General features: G+C 66.0%; 14 protein-coding genes. 2 read left to right on the forward strand and 12 right to left on the reverse strand.

Annotation, left to right across the window (positions count from 1 at the left end):
* Window positions 1-125: 125 nt before the first annotated feature.
* From AM586_RS28635 to AM586_RS21590, 5 genes are all read right to left on the reverse strand, one after another.
* On the reverse strand, window positions 126-542 hold the full coding sequence (locus AM586_RS28635) for a hypothetical protein (RefSeq protein WP_197416530.1): 417 nt from the start codon (window positions 540-542) through the stop codon (window positions 126-128).
* Between the two features lie 414 nt (window positions 543-956).
* Window positions 957-1,721: an SDR family NAD(P)-dependent oxidoreductase gene (locus AM586_RS21575; protein ID WP_047827139.1), complete on the reverse strand. Its 765-nt coding sequence runs from the start codon at window positions 1,719-1,721 to the stop codon at window positions 957-959.
* Between the two features lie 144 nt (window positions 1,722-1,865).
* Window positions 1,866-2,369 carry a TPM domain-containing protein gene (locus AM586_RS21580; RefSeq protein WP_047827138.1) on the reverse strand — a complete coding sequence of 168 codons (504 nt, stop codon included), beginning with the start codon at window positions 2,367-2,369 and terminating at the stop codon, window positions 1,866-1,868.
* Entirely contained in the window at window positions 2,369-3,223 is an 855-nt protein-coding gene (locus tag AM586_RS21585; protein WP_047827137.1) for a YgcG family protein, read from the reverse strand. The genes AM586_RS21580 and AM586_RS21585 overlap by 1 nt, the downstream gene beginning before the upstream one ends.
* Before the next feature lie 12 nt (window positions 3,224-3,235).
* Entirely contained in the window at window positions 3,236-3,862 is a 627-nt protein-coding gene (locus tag AM586_RS21590; RefSeq protein ID WP_047827136.1) for a LemA family protein, read from the reverse strand.
* A 120-nt stretch (window positions 3,863-3,982) separates the two neighbouring features.
* On the opposite strand from AM586_RS21590, the gene pyrF reads away from it, so the two are divergent.
* Window positions 3,983-4,804: an orotidine-5'-phosphate decarboxylase gene (gene pyrF / locus AM586_RS21595; RefSeq protein ID WP_047827135.1), complete on the forward strand. Its 822-nt coding sequence runs from the start codon at window positions 3,983-3,985 to the stop codon at window positions 4,802-4,804.
* 36 nt (window positions 4,805-4,840) lie between these two features.
* Here pyrF and sbcB read toward each other — a convergent pair whose 3' ends face one another.
* Window positions 4,841-6,295 carry an exodeoxyribonuclease I gene (gene sbcB, locus AM586_RS21600; protein WP_197416529.1) on the reverse strand — a complete coding sequence of 485 codons (1,455 nt, stop codon included), beginning with the start codon at window positions 6,293-6,295 and terminating at the stop codon, window positions 4,841-4,843.
* 85 nt (window positions 6,296-6,380) lie between these two features.
* On the reverse strand, window positions 6,381-7,340 hold the full coding sequence (locus tag AM586_RS21605; protein WP_109370501.1) for a GGDEF domain-containing protein: 960 nt from the start codon (window positions 7,338-7,340) through the stop codon (window positions 6,381-6,383).
* Between the two features lie 114 nt (window positions 7,341-7,454).
* Between AM586_RS21605 and AM586_RS21610 the strand changes: the two genes are divergently transcribed.
* Window positions 7,455-8,261, forward strand: a complete 807-nt coding sequence (locus tag AM586_RS21610; protein WP_047827164.1) for a helical backbone metal receptor — start codon at window positions 7,455-7,457, stop codon at window positions 8,259-8,261.
* Window positions 8,262-8,264: 3 nt separating this feature from the next.
* Here the strand turns inward: AM586_RS21610 and AM586_RS21615 are convergent, their stop codons facing one another.
* The 5 genes from AM586_RS21615 to AM586_RS21635 form a co-directional block, all read right to left on the reverse strand.
* Window positions 8,265-8,648, reverse strand: coding sequence for an HPF/RaiA family ribosome-associated protein (locus tag AM586_RS21615; RefSeq protein WP_047827132.1), 384 nt, complete (start codon window positions 8,646-8,648; stop codon window positions 8,265-8,267).
* Window positions 8,649-8,724: 76 nt separating this feature from the next.
* The gene (locus AM586_RS21620; RefSeq protein WP_082439436.1) at window positions 8,725-9,408 is read right to left on the reverse strand and encodes a DUF1345 domain-containing protein; all 684 of its coding nucleotides are present in this window, start codon (window positions 9,406-9,408) and stop codon (window positions 8,725-8,727) included.
* Window positions 9,405-10,667: an MFS transporter gene (locus AM586_RS21625; RefSeq protein WP_047827131.1), complete on the reverse strand. Its 1,263-nt coding sequence runs from the start codon at window positions 10,665-10,667 to the stop codon at window positions 9,405-9,407. Before AM586_RS21625 ends, AM586_RS21620 begins: the two co-directional genes overlap by 4 nt.
* 54 nt (window positions 10,668-10,721) lie before the next feature.
* Window positions 10,722-11,459, reverse strand: a complete 738-nt coding sequence (locus AM586_RS21630) for a class I SAM-dependent methyltransferase (RefSeq protein WP_047827130.1) — start codon at window positions 11,457-11,459, stop codon at window positions 10,722-10,724.
* Window positions 11,460-11,504: 45 nt separating this feature from the next.
* Window positions 11,505-12,533, reverse strand: a complete 1,029-nt coding sequence (locus AM586_RS21635) for a CDP-6-deoxy-delta-3,4-glucoseen reductase (RefSeq protein WP_047827129.1) — start codon at window positions 12,531-12,533, stop codon at window positions 11,505-11,507.
* Window positions 12,534-12,542: the final 9 nt, after the last annotated feature.

The following is a 12,542-nucleotide window of genomic DNA, read 5'->3' on the forward strand; positions in this document are numbered from 1 at the left end:
CAAGGAGCAGGTGAGATGAGGGACACACTAACCTTACCATGACGCATGCACGAAAGTTCGAATGCGTCTTTGCCCCTGGCTCCGGCGCACCGTCTTGCGGAAGGCCGGCCAAGGGCGGGGCCGCGTCAGATCGTGAGCGCGGGTGTCCCGTTGGGGTAGTGGGCGTCGAAGCAGCTTTCGCATTCGGCGCAGAAAAGATGGGCGATGCGTACGGTCTGCTGTCGCAACACGAGCTTGAGTTGGTGTGTCTGGCATTTCGGACAAGGTTCGCGGACGCTGCCGAAGCTGAGTACGTGAAGAGGCTGCCCTTCATCGTCGAGGTGGTCGATTACCATGCGCGGATTCAGTTCACTGAGGACAAGATAGTCGTCGGCGGCTTGCTGTCGTCGGCGCGCGGTAGGGGAGTGCTGCTGGTTTGGCGTGATCGTTTCAGGTGAATTCATTGGACTGGCTCCATGAAAAAAACGCAGGCACAAATTCATCATAGCGAAATCCAGGATCGGATCAAGCTCTGCCTCGAGTTTTTCTTTGTTGCGTTGCACAGGTGCTAGTAAATCTGCGGAACAAAAAAATGCCCGCCAACGGAGGACGGGCACAACCCAAGATCGGGCCAAGAGACGCAGAATCCGGTGCGGCGCACCGCGTTGCGGCACGCCTTTCTGTAATCACGCATATCGGTTGCGTGTATCCAGATGAACCCAGTATAGGACGGGAATATGAATGGTAAATGACATGTCTCAAACAAACATCCTGTTCCTTAAGAACGAATTCAGCTGAGACTGGTCTATCGCCGACAGGCAAAAAAAAAGCCCGCTTTCTAGGCGGGCTTCAAACTATTTTCTTGGAGGAGAATAGTGGAGACAGATGAGAGTATGTTGCGGCGCGATATATATGTCCAATTTTGAATTTGGATAGCTGATATTCACCGTACTGATAACTATCGTGTCCGGTTTCTTTTACTCCTTGACCGGCACCGTGTAGTTCAGCGCCATCCGCCCGCCGTCCGCATACAGGGTCTGGCCGGTCATGTAGGAGGCGTCGTCGCTGGCGAGGAAGGCCGCGATGCCGGCGATCTCTTCCGGCTCGCCGCAGCGTCCCAGCGGTGTGCGCGACAGGATCGTGTGGCGCGCTTCCGGGCTGCCCATCACGGCATTCTTCGCCAGCTCGGTCAGGATGGTGCCGGGGCCGATGGCGTTCACGCGGATGCCGTGCTGGGCCAGGGCGATCGCCGCCACCCGCGTCAGCTGGTTCACGCCGCCTTTCGAGACCACGTAGGGAATCTGGTTCGGGATGGTCAGCTCGGCGTTCACGCTCGACATATTGATGATGCAGCCGCTGCTGCGCTTGACCATCTCGCGCGCCACCGCCTGGCTGCACAGGAACATCGACTTCAGGTTGATGCGGAGCACGCGGTCGAAGTCTTCCTCGGTCAGGTCGAGGAAGTCGGCGGCGTGGGTGACGCCGGCATTGTTGACCAGGATGTCGACGTGGCCGAAGGCGGACAGGGTGGCGGCCAGCATGGCGTCGACGTCGGATTTCTGGCTGACGTCGGCGCAGAAGAAGCGGGCATTGTCGCCCAGCGCCTCGGCCGCCGCCGCGCCTTCCTGGCGTACGTCGACCAGCATCACGCGCGCGCCTTCGCGCACCAGGCGTTCGGCGCAGGCATAGCCGATTCCCCGGCTGGCTCCGGTAACGATGGCGACTTTCTGGGCAAGTTTCATGGCGGGATTTCCTGGATGGCTAAAACCGCCATTGTACAGAGCCGAGCGTCCAACAAAGCCCGCATGGCGGCGTTGCATCGTCTCGCCGTACCTCTTGTACTGTCTTCGACGATGCGCCTTGCCCTACGTGCTTTGTTGAGCGCTCTATAGCATGAGCGGCTTGTCCGGCAGCTCATTCGGCCGCGATCCGTTCGAGGGAAAATGCTGGCGCAGCAGCATATTGACCTGACCGACGGCGTCCAGCGTGGCCTCGTGGAAGCGGCCCTGGGCAAAGCCCGCCGTCATCGTGTTGCAGATCGCCTGCCAGGTGGCGGCGTCGATCCTGCGGTTGATGCCGCGGTCGGCCACGATATCGACCTTGCGGTCGGCCAGGTTGACGTAGACGAGTACGCCGCAATTGTCCTCGGTGTCCCAGATGCCGTAGTCGGCGAACAGCGAGATCGCGCGCTGGCGGTTGCTGACGTCTTCCCACACGGCCGACAGGGGCAGGGATTTTTCGACCACCAGCCGGACTTCGCCGCGGTGGGTCTGTTCGCCCGCCGTGATCGCTTCGGCGATGGCGGCCAGGGTCGCGGCCGGAAAGGCGCGCTCGGCCTCGGTCCGGGTGCTGAACAGGTGGCGCAGCGCGCGCTTGAGCTTGCCACCCATTACCAGTCTCCCGAGGCGCCGCCGCCGTCGAAGCTGCCGCCGCCGCCCGAAAAACCGCCGCCGCCGGAAAAGCCGCCGCCACCCGAGAAGCCGCCGCCGCCGTCATGGCGCCTGTTGTTCATATTGCTGAGGATGCTGCCGAGGATGAAGCCGGTGCTGGCGTTGTTCCAGCCGCCGGTCTGGCGCCCGCCGAAGCCCGGCGTCAGCCTGGCGCGGCGCGGACGGAACAGCGAGCGCAGCACCATGAAGCCGACGACGATGAAGAAGATGCTCATGATAATGCCCGGGCCGCCATCCTCATCCTGGGCCTGCTGCTGCGCCTGTCCCTGCTGGGCCTGCGGAGCGGGAAATTTTTCCTGGTCCAGGAGGGCCGAGATCGCGCCCACGCCGGCGACCAGGCCGCCGTAGTAATCGTTCTGGCGGAAGTGCGGCGCGATCGTGTCCTGCAGGATGCGCTTGGACTGGGCGTCGGTGAGCACGCCCTGCACCCCGCGCCCGGCTTCGATGCGCAGGCGCCGCAGTGAGGAGGGATTGTCGCGCGCGACCAGCAGCAGCACGCCGTCGTCGACGCCCTTGCGGCCCAGCTTCCAGGCGTCGGCCACGCGAATGCTGTACTGCTCGATGACTTCCGGCTCGGTCGATTTCACCAGCAGCACCGCGATCTGGCTGCCGGTCCGGGCCTGGTAGTCGGCCAGCACGCTCTCCAGGCGCTGGCGCTGTTCGGGCGTCAGCATCCCGGCCTCGTCGGTGACGCGGGCGTTCAGCGGCGGCACGGGCCTGAGCTGCGCCTGGGCCGTTCCGGCGAAGAGCAGGGCAAGGGCAAAGCCCCACAGCAGGCGCATCAGCGGGTTCATGTCGGCAGGACCTTATTTACCGAAGTCGACTTTCGGCGCGGTCGAGATCGAACGTTCGTTGTCGACCGTGAACGAGGGCTTGGGCTGGTAGCCGAACATCTTCGCCGTCAGGTTGGTCGGGAAGCTGCGCGCCAGCACGTTATAGTCCTGGACCGAGGCGATGTAGCGCTGGCGCGCCACCGTGATGCGGTTCTCGGTGCCTTCGAGTTGCGACTGCAGGTCGCGGAACTGGGTGTCCGCCTTCAGGTTCGGATAGTTCTCGGACACCGCCATCAGGCGCGACAGGGCGCTCGACAGCTCGCCCTGCACCTGCTGGAACTTCTGGAAGGCTTCCGGATTGTTCAGCACCTCGGGCGTGATCTGGAAACTGGTGGCGGCGGCGCGCGCACGGGTGACGGCTTCCAGGGTTTCGCGTTCGTGGGTAGCATAGCCCTTGACCACATTGACCAGGTTCGGGATCAGGTCGGCGCGGCGCTGGTACTGGTTGACCACTTCGCTCCAGGCGGCCTTGGTCGCCTCGTCCTTGGCCTGGAATTCGTTGTAGCCGCAGCCCGACAGCAGCGAGCCGGCCAGGATCGCGGTGAACAGCATCGCGGCCCAGCGCGTGAACAGGGAAGGCGTCGAAGAGGTCTGCTTCATTATGTATTCCATCGCAAGTTGTCGAATGACTAAAAATATACCGCAATTGGCGGTGCAGCGGCGTCCTGCGCATGCTCCGCGGTACAATAATGGGTTTGCAACAAGAGATTAGGGCCAGCCATGAACTTCATCGACAAGTTGAACGCCGTCTGGCGCAGCAACGATTCCCTGCTGTGCGTCGGACTCGATCCGGACCTCGAGCGCCTGCCGGCGCACCTGCGCGCGCACCCGGAAGGCATCGCCGAATTCTGCAAGGCCATCATCGACGCGACCGCCGACCTGGCCTGCGCCTTCAAGCCGCAGATCGCCTATTTCGCCGCACTGGGCGCGGAAGACCAGCTCGAGACGGTGTGCCGCTACCTGAAAGACCGTTATCCGCACATCCCGCTGATCCTGGACGCCAAGCGCGGCGACATCGGCGCCACCGCGCGCCAGTACGCGCGCGAAGCCTTCGACCGCTACGGCGCGGATGCCGTCACCGTGAACCCCTACATGGGCTTCGATTCGGTGGAGCCGTACATGGAGTGGCCGGACCGCGGCGTGATCGTGCTGTGCCGCACCTCGAATGCGGGCGGCTCGGACCTGCAGTTCCTCGACGTGGGCGGCCGGCCGCTGTACCAGCATGTGGCGCAGCTGGTGGCCGAGAAGTGGAACCGCAACGGCCAGTGCGCACTGGTGGTCGGCGCCACCTTCCCGCAGGAGCTGGCCCAGGTGCGCGCCCTGATCGGCGACATGCCGCTGCTGGTGCCGGGCGTCGGCGCCCAGGGCGGCGACATCGAGGCGACCGTCAAGGCGGGCCGCACCGCGAACGGCGCCGGCATGATGATCAACTCGTCGCGCGCCATCATCTACGCGCAGCCGCAGGGCGACGAGGATTTCGCAGCGGCCGCGCGCCGCGTGGCGATCGAGACGCGCGACGCGATCAACCAGTACCGCGCGTAAGGATATCCGCGTGGGCACGGGATGCCCACGCGTACCTCAGTACCGCTGCGGCGCAATCGACTCCGCGTAGTCGTACAGCGCGCCCAGGATCTCCTCGGCGCGCTCGTCCGCCGTCTCCGACAGCGCATCGATCTCGGCAAACAGTTGTTCGACGGTGCGGGCGCCGCCCAGGCCGTCGAACAGGCGCGCCGCACGGTGCGCTTCCCAGCTTTCCAGCTCCTGCTCCTGCAGGGTATGCGGGAAGTTGCGGCAGCGGTAGCGGAACAGGATCTGCGCCAGCCGCTCGTCCTCGAAGCTCGGCTGCCGGTCCGCCAGGCGCGTGGGGTGCTCCGAGCGCAGGCTTTCGAGCTGGCGCCGGTCGCCCTGCGAGACGAAGCCGTTGTACAGGTCCTCGTCGACGTCCACCCCGGCGCCGGACCCGGTCCCGGTGCGCTGGAACACCTTCTGCCACACCGCGCTCATGTCCGGCCCGCCGGCCGCGATGCGCGCGTGCGCCAGGCACTGCTCGATGTCCAGCTCCCATTTCGCCGCCAGCGACGAATCCAGCGTGCGCAGGTTCCCGACCAGCATCGGCGACTTGTTCAGGTGCACGCTCTTGATCGGCAGGCGCGTCATTCCTTCCGGCATCTCGGCGGCGCGCGTGAACAGGCGTTCGCGGATCACGTCCACGCTCAGCGCGAACAGTTCGGACGGGTCGTGGCGGCAGTCCCAGACCAGCACCTCGTTCTTGTTGGTCGGGTGCGACGCCAGTGGATACACCAGGCCCAGGCAGCCGCGCTCGGCCGGGAACATGCCGGACACGTGCAGGACGGGCCGGCGCTGGCTGCGGTCCAGGTGCAGGCCCATCTCGCTGGCCACCTTGTCCTTGCGGCGCAGTTCCAGGCAGAAGTCGAACAGCTTCGGGTGCTTGCTGCGGATCAGGCGCGCCATCGCGATGGTGGCGCGCACGTCGGACAGCGCATCGTGGGCCGCCTCGTGCACCAGGCCGTTGGCGCGCGTCAGGTCTTCCAGCCGGAAGCTGGGCTTGCCGTCTTCCTTCATCGGCCAGCTGATGCCGTCCGGGCGCAGGGCGTAGGTCATGCGCACCACGTCCAGCAGATCCCAGCGGCCGCAGCCGTTCTGCCATTCGCGCGCGTACGGGTCGATCATGTTACGCCAGAACAGGAAGCGCGTGACCTCGTCGTCGAAGCGGATGGTGTTGTAGCCGACCCCGACCGTACCCGGCTCGCTGAAGGCTTCGCAGACGCGCTTCGCGAACTCGTGTTCCGGCACGCCGTGCGCCAGGCAATGCTGGGGCGTGATGCCGGTGATCAGGCAGGCCTGCGGGTCCGGCAGGTAGTCGGGCGCCGGCTGGCAGTACAGCATGACCGGCTCGCCGATCTCGTTCAGCTCGGCATCCGTGCGGATTGCCGCGAACTGGGCCGGGCGGTCGCGCCGCGGGACCGCGCCGAAGGTTTCGTAGTCGTGCCAGAGGAAGGTGTGGTTGCTCACGGGGTTACTCATGAATTGCGACGTGTCATTCTAACGTGCCGGTGTGTTCCTTCCCAGCCCGGCCGCAAGCGGCGGCAGGGAACCTTCAGGTGCAGATACGGTCCCGGCCGGCTTCCTTGGCGCGGTACAGGGCCGCGTCGGCGGCCGCGACCAGCGCGCGTTCGTCCTGGCCGCGCGCCAGGCTGGCGACGCCGAAGGAACCGGTAATGTGGGGCAGGGCGATGCGCAGGTCGTCGAAGACCACCGCCTCGCGCAGGCGCCCGCACAGGCGCTCGGCGACCATCACCGCCAGCAGGCGGTTGGTGTTCGGCAGGATCGCCATCAGCTCCTCGCCGCCGTAGCGCACCGCGAAGTCGGAGGGGCGCAGGGCGTTGCGGATCACGGCGGCGGCGGTGGCCAGGGCGGTGTCGCCGGCCATGTGGCCGTGGGTATCGTTGAAGCGCTTGAAGTGGTCGAGGTCGATCATCACCAGCGACAGCGGGCTGCCGTCCTGGCGGCTGCGCGCGACCAGCTTGGGCAGCATGTCGTTCAGCCAGGCTCGGTTGTAGAGCCCGGTCAGGCCGTCGTTCATCGACAGCTGGCGGTAGAACTCGCCCAGCTTCTGGCGCCGCCGCAGCAGGGCGTTGGCGGCGCGGATGCGAAAGGACAGCAGGCGCAGCAGGTTGCGCGCGACGCCGTTGGCTTCGTCGATCAGGCGCCACAGCACGTCGGGCTCGATCACCAGCAGCTCGCTCTCTTCGAGCGCCGTGATGGCGTCGAGGTTGGCGGCATCGTCCAGTACCGACTGCTCGCCCACGCTCTCGCCGGGCAGGATGCGCTGGATCTCGCCGGCGCCCGCCGCGGTGGCCGGCTGCACGCCGAGGGCGCCGGACAGCACGATGTAGAGGCGGGCCCGCAGGCCGTCCTCGACCGGCTCGCCTGCCGTCACCCGGACGATCGGACAGGCGGCCAGCAGCGCCGCCACGGCCGGGGTGTCGGCGTCGCGGAACAACTGCAGGTCGCGGATCGCGTAGCGGGAAGCGCCGAAGGCGCCGATCATGTTCAAGTGCTGCCTCGGGTGGTCGGTAAAGACAAGTCTGACAAGCTCGGAATCATAACCTATTGCAATTCCAACGCGAGACCTGGCGCTGGATAAACAACAATGTGTTTCAATAGCGGCATGAATCCTTCCGATCCCCTCATCGACGCGCTCGGACAGCGCCATGCGCCGGCCCCGGACGCCCGCATCGTCTGCCTGGTGCCCTCGATTACCGAACTGCTGTGCGAGCTCGGCCTGGCCGGCCAACTGGTCGGGCGCACCGGCTTCTGCATCCACCCGAAGGACGTGGTCGCCGCCATTCCCAAGGTGGGCGGCACCAAGGACGTCAACATCGAGAAGATCCGCAAGCTGGCGCCGACCCATGTGGTGCTCAACATCGACGAGAACGAAAAGCCGACCGCGGAGCGCCTGGCCGGGTTCGTGCCGAACGTGGTGGTCACGCATCCGAACACGCCGCGCGACAACCTGGCGCTGGCGCGCCTGATGGGCGGGATCTTCGGCGCCGAAGCCGCGGCCGAGCGCTGGTGCGAGGCCTTCGAAGCCGAGTATGCGGCCCTGCATGCGCTGGCCCGCGGACCGCAGCGCACCGTGCTGTACTGCATCTGGCAGGATCCGTGGATGACGGTGTCGAACGAGACCTATATCGCCAGCATGCTGGCCGAGCTGGGCTGGAAGCTGCCGGTGCTGGGGGAAGAGCGCTATCCGCGCTTCGAATGGTCGCAGGCGCTGGTGGACGGGCTCGATGCGGTATTGCTGTCGACCGAGCCCTACCGCTTCACGGAGGCGCATGCCGATGCGCTCGAAAAGCAGATCGGCATTCCCGTGTTCCTGGTCGACGGCGAAATGATGTCGTGGTACGGCAGCCGCGCCCTCGAGGGCCTGCGCTACCTGCGCAGGCTGAGAGCAATGCTCGAAGGCGGGGAATAAGCCCTACTGGTTGTCCGTCAGGCCCTTGTAGGACTCGGCGGGGACGTCTTCGTCCATCGGCAGCGGCTCGCGCTTGTTCTTGTCGTTGAGGCGGCCCAGGGCGCTGTCCAGTGCGCGCTTGAGCTTGCTGGCGGCGCCGTTGATCGACAGGTGCAGGTCGGCGGCATGGGCATGCACGACCACCGGCTCGTAGCCGGCCACGCGCGCTTCCATCATGCAGTAGTTGTCGCCGTCTTCGTGCTTCTGGCCGTTCTGGTTGCTCAGGTGGACGTCGACGCGGCGGACCTGCTCGAAACGGCCGATGCTCGATTCGACGACATCGCGCACGCGTTCGTCGAGGCCCTGGTGGCGGTCGATGGTGTTGTCGGTATTAACGTTAATTTCCATAAATTGCTCCAATAGTTGACACTGTTGAAACGATCTTACACCGTCCCGCGAATTCGCCGCGCCCAGATGAAAGCGTTCACGAGTTCACCAGGCTGGCCGCGATGTTCACCGACAGCCCCAGGATCAGCACGTTGAAGAAAAACGCCAGTACCGAATGGCCGACCACCAGCTTGCGCATCGTGCGCGAGGTCACGGACACGTCCGAGGTCTGGACCGCGACCGCGATCGTGAACGAGAAGTACAGGAAATCCCAGTAATCCGGTTCCAGCCCCTCGTCGGGGAAGCGCAGCGGTCGCTGCTTGTCGGACGCGCGGTAGTACAGGTGCGCATAGTGGAAGCAGAACAGCACGCCGACCAACAGCCAGGAGCCGATCACGGTCAGGCCGGTGAAGGCATAGTGCAGCGCGACCTGCTTGGCCGGCATATGGCCCATGCGCGCCAGTTCGGAAACGATGGCGTACAGGCTCAGCAGGGTGCCGACGATCAGGATGAACAGCACCACGCCGGCATTTTCGTCCTCCCTGCCGGCGATCGCCCGCACCTTGCGATGGTCGGCCCGCATCATCATCCAGCCCATGCCGATCAGGTAGCTCCAGACCCCCGCATTCCAGCCGACCAGGGCGCGCCGCATCCACGGGTGGGAATCCGGCCACAGCACGCCGACGGCGACGCCGAGCGCGATCGCCATCGTCAGGTGGGGACGGTTGCGGATGATGTGGTGCAGCATGCGCTTGTCCTGCCAGAAGGGTGTCTTGCTCATCGTCCGGCCTTTTGCGCGGCGACTTCCGCTTCGTGGTGCGGGAACCGGTCCATGCGCGACAGCACCGGGAACAGCTTCATCCAGGTGCCGGTGACGACCAGGGTGGCGGCGCCGCCGAAGACGATCGCGCGCACCAGGCCGAACCAGCTTGCGGTCAGGCCGGATTCGAATTCGCCCAGTTCGTTCGAAGCGCCGATGAAGACGGAGTTGACGGCGCTGACCCGGCCGCGGATCTCGTCCGGGGTCTCGTACTGCACCAGCAGGTGGCGGATGTAGACGCTGACCATGTCGCCGGTGCCGAGCAGGAACAGGGCGACCAGGGCGACGCCGAAGCTGTGGGACAGGCCCATGGTGACGGTGGCCGCGCCGAACAGCGCGACGCCGCCGAACATCCAGGCGCCGACATTGCGCGTGATCGGCCAGAACGCCAGTGCGATCGAGCACAGCGCCGCGCCCGCGCCCGGGGCCGTGCGCAGCAGGCCGAGGCTGGTCGGGCCGGCGGCAAGCACGTCGTGGGCGTAGGCGGGCAGCAGGGCGGTGGCGCCGCCGAACAGCACGGCGAACAGGTCGAGCGAGATCGCACCCAGCACGATCGGGCGGGTCCAGACGAAGCGCAGGCCCTCGAGCAGGGTATGCCAGCTCACCGGCGCTTTATTCATCGCCTGCGGCGCGCTCGTGGTGCCTTTCATCAGCAGCACGGACAGGGCCAGCAGCGTGCTCGACACGGCGTACACGACGTTCGGCCCGAACACGTACAGCAGGCCGCCCAGCACCGGGCCGAGGATGATCGCCACCTGCATGTTCGAGGAACTCAGCGCGACCGCCTGCGAGAACTCCTGGGTCGACACCAGGTTGCGCAGCACGGCCTGCTGGGCCGGCATCATGAAGGCGCGCGCGCTGCCGTACAGCACCAGGATGGCGTACACCGGCCACACGACCGTGCTGCCGGACAGGGTGAAGCCCACCAGCAGCAGGCTGCACAGCAGCTGCGTGCAGAGGCACAGCAGGACGATGGTGCGGCGGTTGTGGGTGTCGGCGACATGGCCGGCCCACAGGATCAGCACCAGGAAGGGCGCGAACTGGGCCAGGCCGATCAGGCCGAGGTCGAACAGGCTGTGGGTGATCTGGTAGACCTGCCAGCCGACCGCCACGCTCTGCATCTGGACGGCCAGGGTGCCCAGGAAGCGGGCGGACAAATAGAAGGAGAGATTACGGTTGCGCAGGACGCCAAGGCGGCCTGTGGGGGAAATCAGCGGCATAAGGTGGAAAGAGAAATTGCCGTCGTCCCCGCGCAGGCGGGGACGACGTCGATATTATTTTTTGAATCTCAAGGCGAACTTGTCGTCCGGCGTATCCATCTTGAAGAAGGGCTGCTCGCGCGGATCCGAGGCCACGTGCAGGTAGTCGCTGCGGGAATCGAGCTTGAAGCCGGCCTTCGTGACTTCCTGGACCACCGTGTCCTCGTCGATGCGGTGCAGGGTCTTGGTGGCCGACAGCCCGCTGCCCTTCTTGGCCGCGTTGTCGATGATGACCAGCAGGCCGCCGGGCTTGAGCGCGTCGTACAGGCGCTTGTTCATCGCCGCGCGGTCGGCCGGGGTGTTCGCGATGTCGTGGTAGGACATGTTGATGGTGATGAGGTCGAGCGGCGGCGTGCCTTTCGGGATCGGATCCGTGAAGTCGGCGACCACCGCGTGCAGGTTGGGTAGGGTGGCCCCGCCCACGCGCTCCTGCAGCTTGGGGTTCGGCTTCGGGTTCTGCGCCCACACTTCGCCCTTGCTGCCGACCGCCGCCGTCAGCAGCGACGCGGTGGCGCCGCCGCCGGACGCGATGTCGAAGGCCTTCATGCCGGGCCGCACTTCCGCAAAGGCGAGGAACTCGGCCGGCTTGCGCTTGGCGTCGGTCTTGCGGTCGTCGTCGGTGCGGATCGGGCTGGCGATCGCGGCCTGGTAGCCGGCGCCGGCCGGCTGGCCGGCGGCCTGCGCGAAGCCGCCGGCCAGCAGCGCGGCGGACAATGCGGAAAAGGCGAGGGCGGAGCGAAGCGAAGTACGCATGGTTGGACCCTTCATCGAAGTTGAGACATCATCGGAACGGCGCTCTCAGGACTGCGCCAGGTCGGCCTCCGTCGTGAATGCGTCGGCATAGAACTCATCGGGCGGCAGGCCGCATTGCGCCACGTAGTCGCGGCGCGCCGAGTCGACCATGACCGGCGCACCGCAAGCATACACCTGGTAGCCCGACAGGTCGGGAATATCCTGCATCACGGCCGCGTGCACGTAGCCGCTGCGGCCGCTCCAGTTGTCCTCCGGCAGGGCGTCCGAGATCACCGGCACGTAGCGGAAGTGCGGCAGCTCGCGCGCCCACTGTTCGCACAGTTCGTGCATGTACAGGTCCTGCGGACGGCGGCCGCCCCAGTACAGGTGGACCGGACGTTCCGACTTCAGGTGGATCATGTGCTCGACCAGGGCCTTGACCGGCGCGAAGCCGGTGCCCGAGGCCAGCAGGACGATCGGCTTGTTCGATTCTTCGCGCAGGAAGAAGGTGCCGAGCGGGCCTTCGAAGCGCAGGATGTCGCGTTCCTTCATGGTCGAGAACACGTGGTCGGTGAACAGGCCGCCCGGCAGGTGGCGGATGTGCAGTTCCAGCGGGCCGCTGAACGAAGGCGCGTTGGCGATGCTGTAGGCGCGGCGCTTGCCGTCCTTCAGCATGAACTCGACGTACTGGCCGGCGCGGTAGGCGAGGGCTTCGTTGGCGGGCAGCTGCAGGCTGAGGATGGCGACGTCCGGCGCGGCGCGGCGGATGCCGGTCACCCGGGTCGGCATCTTGCGCACCGGGTAGTCGGTGCTGCCGCCGACTTCACGCGCCTCGATCGTCAGGTCGCCCTCGGGGACGGCGCAGCACATCAGTGCATAGCCCTGCAGCTTTTCCTGCTCGGACAGGGCGCGCGGCTGGTGCGGCTTGTGCTGGTAGCTGCCCTCGACGACCTTGCCCTTGCAGGAGCCGCAGGCGCCGTTCTTGCAGCCGTAGGGCAGGCCGATGCCGGAGCGGATCGCCGCCGCGAGCACGGTTTCGTCCTGCTCGCATTCGTAGTGGTGGCCGCTGGGCTGGACAGTGATCTGGAACGTCATACAATCCTC

Source organism: Massilia sp. WG5 (genome assembly GCF_001412595.2).
GTDB lineage: Bacteria > Pseudomonadota > Gammaproteobacteria > Burkholderiales > Burkholderiaceae_D > Telluria.